Raw genomic sequence first — 17194 nt, 5'->3', positions numbered from 1 at the left:
CCCCCCCCCCCCCCCCCCCACACCCCCCCCGCCCGCCCTCGTGGGGGCCCCCCGCCGCGCACCCCTCCGCGGGCGCGTGGCGGCGCCCCACGGCGATGCCTTGGGAGGCGAAGGCTTCGTTGAGTTCGATGACATCGAATTGGTGCGGTGTCAGGCCGAGGCGAGCGCAGAGCTTTTGTGTCGCCGGAGCAGGGCCGATGCCCATGATGCGCGGCGCCACGCCGGCGGCAGCGCCGCCGAGGATGCGGGCGATCGGCGTCAGGCCGTGTTTTTTCACAGCCGCTTCGGAGGCGATGATCAGCGCCGCCGCGCCATCGTTGACGCCCGATGCGTTGCCGGCGGTGACCGTGCCGTCTTGCCGGAACGGCGTCGGCAATTTGGCCAGCGACTCGACCGTGGTGCCGGCGCGGGGATGCTCATCCTTCGATACGATAGTCGCATCGCCCTTTTTCTGCGGGACCGTCACCGGGGTGATCTCCTTCGCCAGCCGGCCATTGGCCTGTGCCGCGACAGCCTTGTCCTGGCTGCGCATGGCAAAGGCATCCTGGTCGGCGCGCGACACTGAATAATCCTCGGCGACGTTCTCGCCGGTCTCCGGCATGGAATCGACGCCATATTGTTTCTTCATCAGCGGGTTGATGAAGCGCCAGCCAATGGTGGTGTCATGGATCTCGGCATGGCGTGAAAAGGCGGTCTCGGCCTTGGGCATGACGAAGGGGGCGCGACTCATCGATTCGACGCCGCCGGCGATCATCAGCTCGGCCTCACCAGCCTTGATGGCGCGGGCGGCGATGGTGAGCGCGTCCATGCCGGAGCCGCACAGGCGATTGACGGTCGCGCCCGAAACTTCCTTGGGCAACCCGGCCAAGAGCAGCGACATGCGGGCTACATTGCGGTTGTCCTCGCCGGCCTGATTGGCGCAGCCATAGACGACGTCGTCGACAGCCTGCCAGTCGATGCCGGCATTGCGCTCGACCAGCGCCTTCAGCGGGATGGCGCCAAGATCGTCGGCCCGCACCGACGACAGCGAGCCGCCGAAACGGCCGATCGGGGTGCGGATGTAATCGCAGATGAATGCCTCGGTCATGTCATGCGGCCTTTTCTTTTCCGCTTCCCTCATGCGCCGCCTTGGTGCGGGCCTGCAGGTCGCGCAATGTCGTCAGCTCGAGTTCCGTCGGCGCCGGCGTTTCGTCAAGCGCCTCGGCGAACTTTACGATCCAGCCACAGCTGTCCTGCACCTCAAGCCGCGTTGCGCCGGGATGCAACGACACCACGGTGAATTCCTTGCTCACCGTATCTGGCTTCCAGATGGCAAGGTCGGTGATCAGCAGCGTCGGCCCTGATGTCTCGATGCCGAGGCGCTGGCGATGGTCGCCGCCAACGCCATGGCCGAAGGAGGTGAAGAAGTCGATCTTCTCGACCATGCCGCGCTTGGACTGCGCCATGGTGATGTAGATCTCCTTCGACGAGGTGGCGATCTCCGGCGCGCCGCCGCCGCCGGGCAGGCGGGTCTTGGGACGCGCATAGTCGCCGATGATTGTGGTGTTGATGTTGCCGAACTTGTCGAGCTGGGCGGCACCGAGGAAACCGATCGAAATGCGGCCGCCCTGCAGCCAGTAACGAAACATCTCCGGCACCGAGACGGTCGTGACGGCGGTGTCGCAAAGTTCGCCGTCACCGATCGACAGCGGCAAAACATCGGGCGCGGTGCCGATGGTGCCGCTTTCATAGATCAGCGTGATGTCGGGCGCATGCGTCAGTCGCGCGACGTTGCAGCCGGCCGACGGCGCGCCAATGCCGACGAAGCAGACATCGTCGTTTTTCAGGGCTCGGCTGGCGGCAATCGTCATCATCTCATTGGGAGTAAAGCCGCTCATGCCGCGCTCCTCAGATGCTTTACGCGGCCGGCGAAATCGTCCGCGGTGCGCTCGAGGACATTGGCCTGGATCCAGGCCTGGAATCTTTTACGGTCGGCGGCGATGTCGTCCCATTCGAGATAGGCGGCATTGTCGCGCACATAATAGCCGTGCGTGTAGGAGGGATGCGAACCGCCTGATACCACCGAGATCGCAGCGATGGTCCAGCGCGGCAGCACGGTGAGGTTGGGATGCAGGTCGTCGAAATTGTCGACGACTTCCTCTACCGTCACCACGGCGCGCTTGGCCGCGAGCACCGCTTCCTTCTGGATGCCGATAATGCCTTCGACCAGCACATTGCCTTTTTTGTCGGCCTTCTGAGCGTGGATGAAGGTCACGTCCGGTCGGATGGAAGGAACGGCGGCAAGCACCTCGCCGGTGAACGGGCAGGTGACCGAGCGGATGTTGGGATTGACTGCCGCCAGCCCGGCGCCGCGATAGCCGCGGAACACCGCGCAAGGCAGGCCGGCAGCTCCCGCCTCGTAGGCGTTGGCCATGCCGGCATGGCTGTGCTCCTCGATTTCGATCGACCGGGGGAAGCCGTTCTCGATGGCGTCGCGGGCGCGGCGCAGCAGGCCGACGCCGGGATTGCCGACATAGGAGAAGATGATCTTCTTGGCCATGCCCATGCCGATCATCTGGTCGTAGATCAGGTCGGGGGTCATGCGGATGAGCGTCAGGTCGCGAAAGCCCTGGCGGATGGCCTCATGCGCCGCCGCCGTCGGGATCAGATGCGTGAAGCCTTCGAAGGCGACCGTATCGCCATCATGCAGGTTCTCAGCCACGGCCTGTTTGAGCGGCAGGAAATTGACCATCGCCAAGAACTCCGAAGTTCAAAAAGTTCGTATTGCGAACATTTGTTTTGTATGAGATATTTTTACATCGCGCCGCCGAGACGAGTCAAGGCGGCGCATTGTCTTGCGGAGGCCGCATGGAGGACAAGGCAAAGACGCGCGACCATGTCGGCTCGCTGGAGCGCGGCCTTGCAGTCATGGAGATACTGGCCCGGCATCCGGCCGGGATGACGCTGACCGAAATGGCGGAGGAGGCGGGGCTGACCCGCGCCGGCGCGCGTCGCTTCCTGCTGACGCTGACCGCCACCGGCTATGCCACGCAATCCGGCCGGCAGTTTTCGCTGTCGCCGCGCCTGCTCACCATCGTGCGCTCTTGGCTCGGCGGCGCCTCGCTGTGGACATTCGCGGCATCCATCATGCGCGACGTCGCGGGCCAATTCGACGAGGCCTGTAACGCGGCGGTGCTGTCGGGCGAGGAAGTCGTCTATGTCGCGCGCATTCCTGGCCGCCGCATCCTCAGCGTTTCGCTCGATGTCGGCACCAGGCTGCCGGCGCATTGCACCTCGATGGGGCGCGTCCTGCTTGCGGGGCTGGGCGCGGATGAGTTGAAGGCCTTCCTTGCAGAAGCCAAGATCGAACGGCGGACGCCGAAGACGATCACCAGCCGCGCCGCGCTGGCCAAGGCCATCGACGCGGCGAGGGCGGATGGCTTTGCCGTCGTCGATGAAGAGCTGGAGCTCGGCCTGCGCTCGATCGCCGTGCCGATCTGTGACCGCGCGGGCAAGACCGTGGCGGCGATCAACGTCTCGACCCAGTCGGCGCGGTTCTCCGTCGAGGCGATGGAGCGGGATATCCTGCCAGCGCTGCGGACGGCCAAGCAACGGATTGAGGAATTTTTCTTCGTGTGAGCGCAAGGCTAATCGCCTGATTGAAGCGCTGCCCCCGCTCTGTCTCGGAGACGGGACGCCCTGCGCGGTTAGCGTCGCCATGCGAACAAACGATGCCCGGGGCACCTCCTGAGCACAACGCATATGCGTGAATCCAAATATGTCGTTGACGTCGCCCTTCAACTCCAATATCGAACAGGACTATACAGGTTTACTGAACAGGTACCCATATGAAGCGGCGCGCGGTTCAACTTTCTCCCGGCACGGGCAAGCCCGAGCAGATCGCCACCGTTCTCGAACATGAGATCCGCTCCGGCGTGCTTGGCTTCGGCGACCGCTTGCAAAGTGAGAACGAACTCGTCCAGCGCTTTTCCGTCAGCCGCAACACGGTCCGCAAGGGCCTCGAGGAGTTGTCCAGCCGTGGGCTGATCACGACCAAGGTCGGCATCGGCTCCTTCGTCACTTTCGACGGCAAGCCGGTCGATGACAGCATTGGCTGGTCGCGGGCGCTGGCCAATGCCGGCGCCAATGCCGAGACGCGGACGCTGCGGCTTGAAGTGATCGAGGATGCCGATCTTGCCGCGCTGCTTGGCATCGAAAGCCCGTTCTTCATCGCCGTCGACCGGGTGCGCACCAATGCTAGCGACGGCCATGCGATCTCCATCGAACGCAGCCGCCTGCCGCTGTCGTCCGAACTGGAGGACGTGCCGCTGCGCGGTCTGCGCGAAGGCTCGCTGCACCAGACGCTGCGCGGCGCCGGCCTCATCCCAGACCATGGCGAGGAATGGGTCGGCATCGAGATGCTGAATGCCGAAGACGCCGCCATTCTCGGCTGCCCGCAAGGCACGCCGTTCCTGCGCGGACGCCGGCTGACGCGTGCGGCCGACGACCGGCCGATCGAATATGTAACCAGCCTGCTCAACCCGGCGCATTTCGCGCTGCATATGAGGTTTTGAGCGATGCCGGACAGAACCAACGACACGCTCGATCGCGCCATGGGCGCGCTTGTCGGTGGGGCGCTCGGTGATGCGCTGGGCATGCCGACGCAGCTTCTGTCGCCGGCGCGGATCGCCGAGCTATACGGCCATGTCGAGGATTTCGTGGCGCCGTTTGCCGATCATCCGGTGTCGAAGGGGCTCGTTGCCGGCACCATCACCGACGATACCGAACAGGCGCTGCTGCTTGGTCGCATCCTGGTCCAGTCCGGCGATGGCTTCGATCATGCGCGCTGGGTGAACGCACTGCTCGACTGGGAGCGCGAGGTCAAGGCGCGCGGCAGCTATGACCTGCTGGGACCATCGACCAAGCGCGCCATCGACGCCATCAATGACGGCGTGCCGGCGGAAGAGGCGGGAAGCCGGGGCGACACCAATGGCGCGGCCATGCGCATCGCGCCGGTCGGCATCATGATGCCGCTGGAACCGCTCGACGCTTTCGTCGCCAAGGTGGCCGAAACTTGCCGTGCCACGCACAACACCTCGATCGCCATCGCTTCGGCCGCAGCAGTTGCCGCCGCCGCCAGCCACGGCGTCGCCGGTGGCGACTGGCGTGCCGCCTCCGACAGCGCGGTAGCAGCCGCGCGGCGAGGCGCCCGGCTCGGACATTGGGTGACTGGTGGCGATATCGCCGCGCGTATCGCCTGGGCGCAGGAGCTCGTGCGCGGCAAGACCATGCGGGATGCGATCGGGCTCATCACCGATCTCGTCGGCACCGGTGTGGCCAGCCAGGAGTCCGTGCCGGCAGCTTTCGCCGTGCTTGAAGTCGCGCAGGGCGATCCCTGGCAAGCGGCAATCATCAGCGCCAATCTCGGCGGCGACACCGACACGATCGGCGCGATTGCCTCAGGCATGGCCGGCGCCTGCGTCGGCTTTTCGCAACTTCCGCAACAACACATTGCCAGGCTCGTCGGCATAGATATGGCGGGGGTGCGCTCGCTTGCCGAAGACCTCGTCGCGGCGCGCACGGCAAAGGCCAGCAAGGATGCCGCGGCATGAGTGGGCGTCTGGTCCATATCGGCAGCGCCGTCGTCGACTATGTCTACCGCATCGACGCCTTGCCGGCGCCGGGCTGCGAGAAGACCGCGTCGAGCTTTGCGCAGGTCGCCGGCGGCGGCTTCAACATGATGGTCGCGGCCAGCCGCACCGGCATGACGGTGGTGTTCGGCGGCCAGCTCGGCAGCGGACCGAATGGCGATTTTTTGCGCGCCGCGTTTGCGGCCGAAGGCATCATAACGCTGACGTCGCCATCGCCGGTCATGGACAGCGGCAATTGCGTCGCCATGATCTCCGGGGATGCCGAGCGCACCTTCGTGTCGTGGCCCGGTGCGGAGAGCATTCTCAGCCTCGAGATGATGAGGCCCGTGGTGGTCGCGCCTGATGATTGGGTGTTCACGTCGGGCTATACGCTGAGCTATTCCGGCAGCCGCGACGCGCTGACCGACTGGATCGAGGCGCTGCCAGAAAACATTCCCTTCGTTTTCGATCCAACGCCGGTCATCGCGGATATCCCACGTCCCATCCTGTCGCGGGTGCTTGCCCGTACGACATGGCTGAGCTGCAACATGACGGAAGCGGTCGAGATCGCTGGGCAAGGCGATGTCGAGGCACTCGCCGCCCGGCTGCTCGCCGACCACTGCCCAAAGGCCGAAGGCGTCGTTATCCGCGCCGGCGCCAAGGGCTGTTTCGTGAGGTTGGTCAATGGCGAGACGCAGACCATTGCCGGCTTCAAGGTCGATGCCATCGACACCAATGGCGCCGGCGACACCCATATCGGCGGTTTCGTCAGTGCACTCGCGCGCGGCGTGCATCCCTTCGAGGCGGCGCGCTATGCCAATGCGGCGGCAGCACTTTCCGTCACCCGCCATGGCGGCTCATCGGCGCCGACCGACAGCGAGATCCAGACTTTCCTGAGCCAGGCCGCCACGGGCGAGCCGGGCCAGAACCAGAAGGCCCATCAGACAGCCTGACCCGCCAAGCGGGCAAACAAGAGAGGAACGAACATGCGCATGCCAAGACTGACTGCCCTGCTGACGGCGACCGCCGTCATCACCTCCGCGCTCACGCTGGCCGCCAGTGCCGCCGAAGTGCATGTGCTCAACTGGAAGGGCTACGGCGCCGACGAGCCGTGGGCGATCGAAGCCTTCGAAAAGGCGACCGGCAACAAGGTCGTCAACGACTTCTTCAATTCCGAACAGGAAATGCTGACCAAGATCCGCACCAATCCGGGCCTCTATGACGTGGTCATGATCAACGCCGCCTTCAACGATCAGGCGATGGCGGAAAAGCTGATCCAGCCGATCGATGTCTCCAAGCTGCCGAACTATGCCGACATCAGCAAGGACAAGGCGCAATCGCCGATGCTCGACCATGACGGCAAGGTCTATGGCGTGCCGTGGGTGTGGGGCCTGACGGCGCTGGCTATCAACGAAAAGTCCTTCGACAAGCCACCGACCTCGATCGCCGAAATGTGGGACCCAGCGCATAAGGGCCGGGTCGTCATTCGCGACGACGCTGTCGAAGCGGTGCAGTTCGGCGCCATCGCCACCGGCCAGAACATCAACGACATCAAGGATATGGACGCGGTCAAGACCAAGCTGACCTCGCTGATGCCGCAGATCAAGACCTTCTGGAGCTCGGAGAACGACTGGAACCAGATGGTCGCCTCCAACCAGATCGACATCGGCACCTATTGGAGCGGCTCGGCCGATCGCGCCAAGACCCACTTCAAGCTGCCGGTCTCGCTGGTCGTTCCGCAGGAAGGCGCCGTCGCCTGGCTCGACGCGTTCTCGATCCCGGTGGGCTCGAAGAATGTCGAAGGTGCGCAGGCCTTCATCAACTGGATGATCGATCCGAAATTCTATGTCGAATGGGTCACCAAGGTCGGCGCTCCGGTGTCGGCCAACACCAAGGCGGTGGAAGCGCTGCCTGAAGACTCCTTCAACCGCAAGGTGATGGGCGATCCCGAGGTGGCCAAGCGCATCCAGTTCCAGGCGCCGATCACCGACGCGCAGCGCGAGGCCTATCTGGCGCTGTGGCAGCAGCTCAAAGTCGACGTGAAGTAACGCTCACGTCCGGACCAGCCGGCGGTTGGCGCCGGCTGGCCCTTCAATCCTGGGGAGGAGGGTATCATGGCGGTACAGGGTGCGGTCGCGTCGCGCAGCGGGCTGAGATCGGCCCTGCCGCTGCTGGCGCCGGCCTATCTCTGGCTGACGGTGGCGATCTTCCTGCCGCTCTCGGCCATGGTGTTCTTCTCCTTCATGACCGACCTGCCGCTGTCGGGAAAGCCGTGGGCCTTGACCCTTGGCAATTACGCCGCCTTCTTCTCGCAGAGCCTGTACCTGACGCTGCTGCTCGCTTCGCTGCGGCTCGGCCTCGAAGTGACTTTGTGGTGCGTCGTCATCGGTTATCCCGCAGCCTATGTGTTGGCCAAGGTGCTGAAGGGGCGCAGCCGCGAGGCGATCTTCCTGCTGGTCATCCTGCCGTTCTGGTCGAACGGGCTGGTGCGCATCTTCTCCTGGGCGATGGTGCTGCGCGAGGGCGGCATCCTCGACACGGCGCTCAACGCCGTGCTGCCGTTCAATATCAACATCGACCTGATGTATTCCTACCCCGCAGTCATCATCGGCCTGGTGCACTCCTACGTGCCCTACATGGTGCTGACCTGTTACCTCACTTTGCAGGCCATCGACGACTCGCTGATCGAGGCCGGACGTTCGCTGGGCGCCTCGCGGCTGCAGGTGCTGAAGCGGGTGATCATCCCGCTGTCTATGCCCGGCCTGGTGGCAGGTGCGGCACTGATCTTCGTGCCGGTCGTCGGCTCGTTCATGGAGCCGCGCATTCTCGGCGGCCGCACCGGCACGTTCTATGGCACGGTGATCGAGGACCAGTTCGTCGCCGTCTTCAACTGGCCGCTGGGGGCGGCGCTTTCCTTCATCCTGCTGGCGGTGGTGCTGGTGATCCTGGCGGTTGCCTCGCCGGTGCTGCGGAGGGCTGCTTGATGATGACGACCCGCATAATCGAAGGACTAGGCCGCTTCTACATCGGACTGCTGCTCGTCTTCCTCTATCTGCCGATCATCATCATGGCGCTGATGTCGTTCAACGTCTCGCCCTTCTACCAATTGCCGTTCGAATGGACGACGGAATGGTATGCCTCGCTCTGGCAGAACGACCAGCTGATCGCGGCGACCTGGAACAGCCTCGAGATCGCGGTCATCACCACGCTCATCTCAGTGGTGCTTGGCTCGGCCGCTTCGCTGGCGCTCTTCCGCTACGACTTCCGCGGCAAGAAAGTGCTGCAGGCGCTGCTGTTTCCGCCGATCGCCATTCCGTGGCTGATCACCGGCACGGCGATGCTGATCTTCTTCTTCGGCGTCGGCATTGGCCGCGGCCTGTTAGCCATCCTGCTCGGCCATGTGGCGCTGGCGCTGCCCTATGTCATCGTCGTCGTCTCGGCCCGGCTGCAGACTTTTGCACCGGAGCTGGAAGAGGCGGCGCGCTCGCTCGGCGCCAACCAGTGGCAGGTGACCGCGCGTGTGACGCTGCCGTGGATCATGCCCGGCGTCATTGCCGGCGGCTTGTTCGCATTTGCCGTGTCGTTCGACCAGTTTGTCGTCTCCTACTTCCTGGCGACGCCGGGGCAGACGACGCTGCCGGTCGAAATCTACGCCGCGATCCGCAAGGGGTTCACGCCCGAGATCAACGCGGTCTCGACCATCATCATTGTCGTGTCGATGGCGCTGATGCTGTTCACGGCGCGCTTCTTCAAATTCGGCGGAGAGAAATAATGGCCGGCGTGCACGTATCGAACGTCTCCCGCAGTTTTGGCGCGCACAAGGCGCTGGACCACGTCTCCATCGATTTCGCCGATGGCGGTTTCTATGGGCTGCTTGGCCCCTCGGGCAGCGGCAAGACCACGCTGCTCAGGCAAATCGCCGGCTTCGACTTTCCCGACTCCGGCCGCATCGCCATTGGCGGCGAGAGCGTCGAACGGGTGCCGGTCGAAAAGCGGCGCATCGGCATGGTGTTCCAGAACTATGCGCTGTTTCCCAATATGAGCGTCGCCGATAATGTCGCCTTCGGCCTGTCGGTGCGCGGCGAAACGAAAGCGACGATCGCCACCGAAGTGCAGCGCGCGCTCGATCTGGTTCAGCTCGGCAAGCTCGGCGAGCGCCGGCCGCACCAGCTCTCCGGCGGCCAACGCCAGCGTGTGGCGCTGGCGCGCGCCATCGTCACCAAGCCGCGCGTGCTGTTGCTCGACGAGCCGCTCGGCGCGCTCGACAAGGCGCTGCGCGTCGACATGCAGATCGAGCTGAAGCGCATCCAGCGCGAGATCGGCATCACCACCATCTTCGTCACCCACGACCAGGAAGAGGCGCTGACGATGAGCGACCGCATCGGCATATTGCGGGACGGCAGGCTCGTGCAGGAAGGGCCGCCGGAGGAAATCTACGACCGGCCGAAGAGCGAATTCGCCGCCACCTTCCTTGGCGACGCAAACATTTTTCGCGGCGATGCGACCGGCAACGGCATCCGGCTGCCTGACGGCACGGCGATCGCCGCCGGGGTGGGTGATCGGCTTGCCGCCGGTACGAAGGCCAGCTGCGCCGTGCGTCCCGAACGCATTCGCATCGCGACCGATGCCGGGGTTGCGGATGCGGCCAATGCCAACGCTCTGAAGGGCCAGATCTCCAAGCGCATTTTCGCCGGCAACAACAGCACCTATTTCGTCGAGCGTGCCGGCCAGACGCTGAAGGTGATCGTCCAGAACACCGGCAATGACCGGCTGGCGGAAGGCCAGAATGTAATACTCAGCTGGTCGCCGGAAAGCACCGTGCTGATTGCTGCAAACTAGTTCGCACCGTCACCCCGTCATGGTTCTGATGGGAATTGATGGAGCGGACCTTGGCTGATGGGCCGGCCATGGCGTTATATCCTGTCGTCCAAGGGAGGAATGGATGGCAGGCCAGGGTTTCGAGCCGGATGTGAGGGTTCGCACCAGCGAATACCGGATCGGTTGCATCGGCGCCGGCATGATCATGGCCGAATGCCATCTTGCCGCCTATGCGCAGGCCGGTTTCCCAGTCGTCGCCATCGCTTCGCGCACCAAGGCCAGCGCCGAGAAGGTAGCTGCACGCTGGAGCATTCCGACCATCCACGACACACCGGAACAGCTGATCGAGGATTCTGAGGTCGAGATCGTCGACCTTGCCTTTCCACCCGACCAGCAGCCGGCGCTGATCCGCCATGCGCTGAAGCAGCCTCACATCAAGGCGATCCTGGCGCAGAAGCCACTGGCGCTGTCGGTCGATGAAGCCGTGAAGCTGCGCGACGAGGCAGCCAAGTCAGGCAAGATTCTCTCGGTCAACCAGAACATGCGCTACGACCAGTCGATGCGCGTCCTGAAGCAGATCATCGACAGCGGCGCACTGGGCGACATCGTCTTTGCGCAGATCGACATGCATGCGATCCCGCACTGGCAGACTTTCCTTCAGGACTACGACCGGCTGACGCTGGCCAATATGAGCGTGCATCATCTCGACGTGCTGCGCTTCCTGTTCGGCGATCCCTCGGAAATCACCACGCTGACACGCAAGGACCCGCGCACGACATTCGAGCATAGCGACGGCATCACCGTCTCGACGCTGCGCTTTCCCTCCGGCGTGCTCGCCGTGTCGCTGGAGGATGTCTGGTCCGGACCGCGCCAGGAGGGCTATCTGGACGACCAGCACATCAACTGGCGCGTCGACGGCACCAAGGGTGTCGCCAAAGGCACGATCGGCTGGCCGAAAGGTGTGGCCTCGACGCTGACTTATGCGTCGACCAAGACGACCGGCGGCGAATGGGTCAGCCCGAGCTGGGACACGATGTGGTTCCCGCATGCCTTCATCGGCGTGATGGAGCAATTGCAGCATGCGGTGAAGACAGGCGCGCCGCCGGCGCTCTCCGTCGCCGACAACGTCAAGACAATGGCACTGGTCGAGGCGGGCTACCGCTCGATGGCGCAAGGCCGCACCGTCAAACTGTCCGAGATATCGATCGACTGAACATGCCGCCGAATAGTGTGGCGGCTGAATCGCTTACCGGGAGGAGTTCACATCATGATGCAGGCAGGTATCTTCACCGGCTATTTCCCCTATGAGCTCGCGGAGGCCGCCCGCCGCATCCGTGCACTCGGCTTCAACACAGTGCAGCTCGACATGCATTTCAGGGATGTCGATCTCACGGCCGGGCAGATCACCGGGGACAAGGCGAGGACAGTGCGCGACACGTTTCGCGACCACAATCTGCCGGTCTGCTGCATCTCGGGCTACACCAACATCATCCATCCCGACAAATCCGAGCGCGAGAAGCGCGTCGGCTATCTCAAGGAAATCATCCGCAATGCGCGCGACTTCGGCTCGCCCTACGTGATCTCGGAGACCGGCACCTACAACACCGAATCCGACTGGGTGCATCATCCCAAAAACAAGACCGAGGAAGGCTTCGAGGAATGCCGCAAGGTGATCTCGGACCTTGCCCAGACGGCTTACGACCATGGGGCGGTGTTCCTGCTCGAAACCTATGTCAACAATGTCGTCGGTTCGGTCGAGGAGACGGTCAAAATGTTCGCGCAGGTCGACCATCCGGGCCTGGGCCTGCTGATGGATCCGACCAATTATTTCGAGGCACACAATATCGACCGCATGGACCAGGTGCTGAACCAGGTGTTCGACACGCTGGCCGACAAGATCCGCATCGCGCACGCCAAGGACGTCAAGCGCTCAGGCAGCGACAAGACCGAGAAGCATGCCGATATCGGCGACGCGGACGCGCATGAGGGGCTGACCTTCCGCGGCGTCAGCGAGATCGAGCTGCCGGCGCCCGGGCTGGGATCGCTGAATTACGATCTCTATCTGCAGCGGCTCAGTGAGAAGCACCCGAACATCCCTGTCATCATCGAGCATCTGACCGAGGACGACGTGCCGCGGGCGAAAACATTCCTCGACGGGAAGTTCCGCGCCAACGGGCTTTGAGGTAGGCGAGACGGTGATGGCGACGGCGGCCAAGACAAAGCGCGATTACGGCCTGGTCGGCGAAAGCACCCGCCGGGCGATCGAGACCGGGCTGGCCTCGGCCGAGTGGTATCACACCGACGTGCCGCGCAAGGCAATGAAGGAAATGATGCAGCGCTCCGACGGGCCGGCGATCCGCGATACAGTGATCTGGATCGCAGCCATCCTGGGCTCGGCCGCCGGCATCGTGTGGTTCTGGGGCACGTGGTGGGTGGTGCCGTTCCTGCTCGTCTATGGCGTGATCTATGGATCGTCCAGCGACTCGCGCTGGCACGAATGCGGCCATGGCACCGCCTTCCGCACACGCTGGATGAACGATGCGAGCTACGAAATCGCCAGCTTCATGGTGGTGCGCAATCCGGTGCAATGGCGCTGGAGCCATGCGCGGCATCACACCGACACGATCATCGTCGGCCGTGACGCCGAGATCGCGGTAATGCGGCCGCCAAATCTGGTCAAGGCGGCGCTTGCCTTCACCGGCATTCTCGATTTCCGTTATTCGCTGCCGATCCTGGCGCGCCAGGCGTTGGGCAAGCTGTCGGACGACGAAAAGAGCTACATTCCTGAGACCGAACAGGGCAAGGCCATCACGGCGGCGCGCTGGCATGTCGCCGTGTACGTTGCGACGATCGCCCTCGCGATCGCGCTGGGTTCATGGCTGCCGCTGGTGCTGATCGGCCTGCCGCGTCTTTATGGCAGCTGGCACATGGTTCTGACCGGCCTGCTCCAGCATATCGGGTTGGCCGACAATGTCGTCGACCACCGGCTGAACACGCGCACCGTCTACATGAACCCGGTCAGCCGCTTCATCTACTGGAACATGAATTACCACGTCGAGCATCACATGTTTCCGATGGTGCCCTACCATGCGCTGCCGAGGCTGCACGAGCTGATCAAGCACGACCTGCCGGCGGCGAACCCGTCCATGTGGCATGCCTATCGCGAGGTCTGGCCGGTGCTGCTGAAGCAGCTGCGGTACGAGGATTATTTCCTCAAGCGCGAATTGCCGCCGACGGCGCGGCCCTATCGCGGTGAATTTCACGAGCTCGATATGTCGGCGGCGGCCGAGTAGCGAATAAGCCACCCGCCTTCTATCCGGCCTGTTACGGGGCCGGTAAGGTGACCGGGAAAAGCAACCAGCAAACAGGGACATCCCGATGAGCCGAAAGAGACCGACCGTCGCCGATCTGCGCGCCATGAAGGGCAAGCGCCAGCTGACCATGCTGCGCGTCCTGACCATGGACGAGGCCGAGGCCGCCGAGCGGGCAGGGGTCGACATCGTCTCGGTGCCGCCGGAACTGGTGCTCAACCCTGAGTATCGCGATGCGGCGCCTAGCCTGTTCACCATGCCGGGCGAGAACTTCTATGAAATAGGCACGGCGGACGATTTCCTGCGCTGGGCGTTCCGGCTCTACAAGGCCGGAGCCGACGCCGTTTATTGCAGCGCCGGTTTCGCCACCGTGAAGCGGCTCGCCGACGACGCGATCCCCGTGATCGGCCATGTCGGCCTCATTCCGTCCCGCGCCACCTGGACCGGCGGCTTCAAGGCCGTCGGCAAGACCGCCGACACCGCCATGCAGATTTTTGAGGCGGTCAAGCAGTATGAGGCCGTTGGAGCGCTTGGCGCCGAGATCGAAGTGGTGCCGGTCGAGGTGGCGAAGGCGATCTCAGAACGGACCTCGCTGATCATGCTGTCGATGGGTGCCGGCACCGGCTGCGACGCGCAGTATCTGTTCGCCGACGATATTCTTGGCCAGAACCGGGGCCACATGCCGCGCCATTCCAAGGTCTACCGCAACTTCGCCGCCGAGTACGATCGCCTGCAGGCCGAACGCGTCGCGGCGTTTTCCGAGTACGTTGCCGACGTCGATAGCGGCGCCTATCCGGAAGACAGGCATGTCGTGCGCATGGATCCGGCCGAGCTCAGCCTGTTCATGAAACGGGTGGACGCAAAGGGCTGACTACTCGGCCTCTTTGCCGGTCGTCGCAGCGCCTTGCCATGTTCCGTCGGCGAGCATTGCGTGGAGCACCTCGGCGTCTGTTCCCAGCGGCCGGTCTTCCCTCAGCATCGCTACATGCGCGCGCACCGCGGTACGGACCGCTGCTGTGCCGGGCGCCAGCTTGAGACCGTCGCGCAGGTCCACGGCTTGCGCGGCGGCCATCAGTTCGAAGGCGATCAGCCGTCGCCACAGCGCGATCATCCCGGCGCATTTCGACACGGCAAGCGGCGTCTGCGTGGCGTGGTCCTCTACGCCTTCTGACACGGCCAGGAAATCCAGCATCACCGGATTGGCCTTGTGGCGGATGCCGGCCAGGATTGCCGTTGCCGTCTTTTGCAGCGGCACGAAACCGGCCGAGGCGCCGCCGACCGGTGACAAATATTTTGGCAGGCCGTTGCGGCCGGAGCCGGTCAGCTGGATCAGGCGGGCAGCACTTGCGGCGGCGCATTGTGCGATCGCCAGGCCGAGCGTCTCGAAGGCCAGCGCCAGCGATGCGGTGTGGAAATTGCCGGTCGACAGAACCAGCCCGTCATCGCCCAGCACCAGCGGATTGTCGGCGGCGGCATTGAGTTCGATCTCCAGCGCCAGCCGCGCCTGATCGATCGCCTGGATCAATGCACCATGGATCGACGGCATGCAGCGGATCGACAACGGGTCCTGCAAGGTGGTCGGCGCCGGCTCTTCGTCGCGGGCAAGCAGGTCGCGCAGGCCCCTGGCCGCCAGCTGCTGGCAGGCTGCCGGCCGCGCCAGATGCAGGCGCGGATCGAGGATGGTGCGGTTGGCGCCAAACCCTTCCATGGTCAGCGCTCCCGCCTGCTGCTGTTGCACAAAGGCAGCCAGCGCGTCGGCCAGCGCCAGCGCACCGCTGCCGGTTGAAACCGCCGAGGCGTTGATCAGCGACAGGCCGTCTTTCGGCGCCAGGCTGATCGGAGCCAACCGCGCCATCATCAACGCCTTGGCCGCCGGCATGCGCCGACCCTGATAGTCAGCTTCGCCGTCGCCGGTCAGCAGACGGGCGAGCGCCGTCATCAGCACGAGATCGCCGGCGCCGATCGAGCCCAGCTGCGGCATTACCGGATGCACGCCGGCATTGAGCGCATCGACAAGGGCGGTGAAAGCCGCCGGCGAAATGCCGGAACCGCCAACAGAGAACATCGCGGCACGGGCAAACATGGTCGCCCGCACCGCTTCTTGCGGCAGCGGCTCGCCGACAGCGCCGCTTCGCCCTTCCAGCAACTGGCGCTGGAAGGCGCTGGCATCGCCCTCGACCGACGTGCCGAGATTGGCGCCGAGCCCGGTGTTGAGGCCGTAAATCTGCTGGCCGGACGCGGCGACCTGGTCGAGCACTTTTCGCGCTTTGTCGAGCCTCTCGATGACAGCAGGCTCAACCTCCACCTTGCGGCCGGCGCGGGCGACCGCCGCGACATCCTCGACGCTGACGCCGGCGCCGGTGAGGACGAGCGCGCTCATGCGAAGCGCAGCCTCTGGCCGATACCTTTATCCGCTGCCTTGGCCAGCATCGCCTTGCCGAGCGCAATGTCGGACAGCGACAGGCCGCGATGCCAGAACAGGATCGTCTCGTCGTCGCTTTCGCGTCCAGCTTTGAGGCCGGCGGCGATCTGGCCGAGTTCGGCATGCAGCGTCTTTTCGCTCAGCCTTCCGGTTTCGACATGGGCGCGCAGCGAGCCGAACTTGCCGCCTTTGCACTGGCCCCAGTCGTCGACGACCATTTTCTGCATGATGTCGGTCAATGACAGCTCCACAGCGCTCATCGTACCATAGGGCACGACCAGCGCACCGGGCTTGATCCATTCGGTCTTGAGCAGCGGCTGCGGCTCCGGCAGCCGCGAGGCCTCGACGACGATGTCGGCGCCCTTGACGCAGCTCTCCCAGTCGGCGACCGCCGTGACGGTCTTGCCGAGATCGGCGGAGAGTTTGGCGGCGAAGCCGTCGCGGCTTTTCGGGCGGCGCGAATGAACGCGGATCTCGTCGAAGTCGAAGAGATGGTCGAGCAGGCGCACGTTCCAGTAGGCGGTGCCGCGCGCGCCGATATGGGCCAGCACCTTGGAATTCTTGCGCGCCAGATGCTTGGCGCCAATGGCGGTGACAGCGCCGGTGCGCATGTCGGTGATGACGGTGGCATCGAGAATGGCGCGCGGCGTGCCGGTGCGCGGATCGAACAGATTGAGGATGCCGAATTCCGAGGGCAGGCCGTGCAGATAATTGTCGACATAATCGCCGACGATTTTCACGCCGGCCGTATCGAGCGGCGCGACGTAGCCGCGCAGCACATTGAAGTGGCCGTGGAAGGAGGGATCGGGCTCGAGATGGACGCGGGGCTCTATCACCGTCTGGCCATTGCCTTGCGCGACAAGCCCGGCTTCGACGGCGGCGATGATTTCGCCATCGCTCATCTCAAGGGCTTCGATATCGAGAGCATTGAGGTAGTCGATATAGATAGGCTTCATGCAATGTCCTTGGCCACCCGCCCATCCATAACAGGCCGCGGCGCGACACGGAAGTTTGTTGGATAAGCTCTGGACGGG

At 64.3% G+C, this 17194-nt stretch carries 17 protein-coding genes; 12 read left to right on the top strand and 5 right to left on the bottom strand.

From position 1 onward, the window contains the following. The 3 genes from NKJ88_RS26080 to NKJ88_RS26070 all read right to left on the bottom strand — a co-directional run. The coding region (locus NKJ88_RS26080; RefSeq protein WP_352446113.1) for a thiolase family protein at positions 1 to 1087 on the bottom strand (1087 nt) is incomplete at its 3' end. 1 nt (position 1088) lies between these two features. Next, positions 1089 to 1877 (bottom strand): CoA-transferase subunit beta, encoded by a 789-nt coding sequence (locus NKJ88_RS26075; RefSeq protein ID WP_352446112.1) that lies wholly within the window; start codon positions 1875 to 1877, stop codon positions 1089 to 1091. Continuing rightward, positions 1874 to 2731, bottom strand: a complete 858-nt coding sequence (locus tag NKJ88_RS26070; protein ID WP_352446110.1) for a CoA transferase subunit A — start codon at positions 2729 to 2731, stop codon at positions 1874 to 1876. Before NKJ88_RS26070 ends, NKJ88_RS26075 begins: the two co-directional genes overlap by 4 nt. Positions 2732 to 2847: 116 nt before the next feature. Here NKJ88_RS26070 and NKJ88_RS26065 point away from each other — a divergent pair, with 116 nt between their 5' ends. The 12 genes from NKJ88_RS26065 (at position 2848) to NKJ88_RS26010 (ending at position 14609) form a co-directional block, all read left to right on the top strand. Then, positions 2848 to 3618, top strand: a complete 771-nt coding sequence (locus NKJ88_RS26065; RefSeq protein WP_352446109.1) for an IclR family transcriptional regulator domain-containing protein — start codon at positions 2848 to 2850, stop codon at positions 3616 to 3618. Between the two features lie 209 nt (positions 3619 to 3827). Continuing rightward, a complete protein-coding gene (locus NKJ88_RS26060) occupies positions 3828 to 4553 on the top strand; it encodes a GntR family transcriptional regulator (RefSeq protein ID WP_352446107.1) in 726 nt (241 codons plus the stop codon). A gap of 3 nt (positions 4554 to 4556) precedes the next feature. Continuing rightward, on the top strand, positions 4557 to 5591 hold the full coding sequence (locus NKJ88_RS26055) for an ADP-ribosylglycohydrolase family protein (protein ID WP_352446105.1): 1035 nt from the start codon (positions 4557 to 4559) through the stop codon (positions 5589 to 5591). Then, entirely contained in the window at positions 5588 to 6562 is a 975-nt protein-coding gene (locus NKJ88_RS26050) for a PfkB family carbohydrate kinase (RefSeq protein ID WP_023690765.1), read from the top strand. Before NKJ88_RS26055 ends, NKJ88_RS26050 begins: the two co-directional genes overlap by 4 nt. Before the next feature lie 33 nt (positions 6563 to 6595). After that, positions 6596 to 7657: an ABC transporter substrate-binding protein gene (locus NKJ88_RS26045; protein ID WP_352446103.1), complete on the top strand. Its 1062-nt coding sequence runs from the start codon at positions 6596 to 6598 to the stop codon at positions 7655 to 7657. 66 nt (positions 7658 to 7723) lie between these two features. Beyond that, positions 7724 to 8593 (top strand): ABC transporter permease, encoded by an 870-nt coding sequence (locus NKJ88_RS26040; protein WP_023712105.1) that lies wholly within the window; start codon positions 7724 to 7726, stop codon positions 8591 to 8593. Next, on the top strand, positions 8593 to 9381 hold the full coding sequence (locus NKJ88_RS26035) for an ABC transporter permease (protein ID WP_023712104.1): 789 nt from the start codon (positions 8593 to 8595) through the stop codon (positions 9379 to 9381). The genes NKJ88_RS26040 and NKJ88_RS26035 overlap by 1 nt, the downstream gene beginning before the upstream one ends. Then, a complete protein-coding gene (locus tag NKJ88_RS26030; protein ID WP_352446100.1) occupies positions 9381 to 10448 on the top strand; it encodes an ABC transporter ATP-binding protein in 1068 nt (355 codons plus the stop codon). The genes NKJ88_RS26035 and NKJ88_RS26030 overlap by 1 nt, the downstream gene beginning before the upstream one ends. A gap of 103 nt (positions 10449 to 10551) precedes the next feature. After that, positions 10552 to 11640 carry a Gfo/Idh/MocA family protein gene (locus NKJ88_RS26025; protein ID WP_352446099.1) on the top strand — a complete coding sequence of 363 codons (1089 nt, stop codon included), beginning with the start codon at positions 10552 to 10554 and terminating at the stop codon, positions 11638 to 11640. A 54-nt stretch (positions 11641 to 11694) separates the two neighbouring features. Next, positions 11695 to 12609, top strand: a complete 915-nt coding sequence (locus NKJ88_RS26020; protein WP_352446097.1) for a sugar phosphate isomerase/epimerase family protein — start codon at positions 11695 to 11697, stop codon at positions 12607 to 12609. Positions 12610 to 12625: 16 nt separating this feature from the next. Next, positions 12626 to 13720 (top strand): fatty acid desaturase family protein, encoded by a 1095-nt coding sequence (locus tag NKJ88_RS26015; protein WP_352446096.1) that lies wholly within the window; start codon positions 12626 to 12628, stop codon positions 13718 to 13720. An 85-nt stretch (positions 13721 to 13805) separates the two neighbouring features. Next, a complete protein-coding gene (locus tag NKJ88_RS26010) occupies positions 13806 to 14609 on the top strand; it encodes a 3-methyl-2-oxobutanoate hydroxymethyltransferase (protein WP_023725437.1) in 804 nt (267 codons plus the stop codon). On the opposite strand, the gene NKJ88_RS26005 is transcribed toward NKJ88_RS26010, so the two are convergent. Then, on the bottom strand, positions 14610 to 16118 hold the full coding sequence (locus NKJ88_RS26005; RefSeq protein WP_352446094.1) for an HAL/PAL/TAL family ammonia-lyase: 1509 nt from the start codon (positions 16116 to 16118) through the stop codon (positions 14610 to 14612). It abuts the gene before it with no gap. After that, on the bottom strand, positions 16115 to 17116 hold the full coding sequence (locus NKJ88_RS26000; protein ID WP_352446092.1) for an ornithine cyclodeaminase family protein: 1002 nt from the start codon (positions 17114 to 17116) through the stop codon (positions 16115 to 16117). The genes NKJ88_RS26005 and NKJ88_RS26000 overlap by 4 nt, the downstream gene beginning before the upstream one ends. Between the last annotated feature and the right edge of the window lie 78 nt (positions 17117 to 17194).

The organism is Mesorhizobium sp. M0016 (assembly GCF_040324035.1).
Taxonomy (GTDB): Bacteria; Pseudomonadota; Alphaproteobacteria; order Rhizobiales; family Rhizobiaceae; genus Mesorhizobium.
The sequence above is the reverse complement of the archived record's forward strand: the minus strand, read 5'-3'. Positions and strand labels throughout refer to the sequence as shown.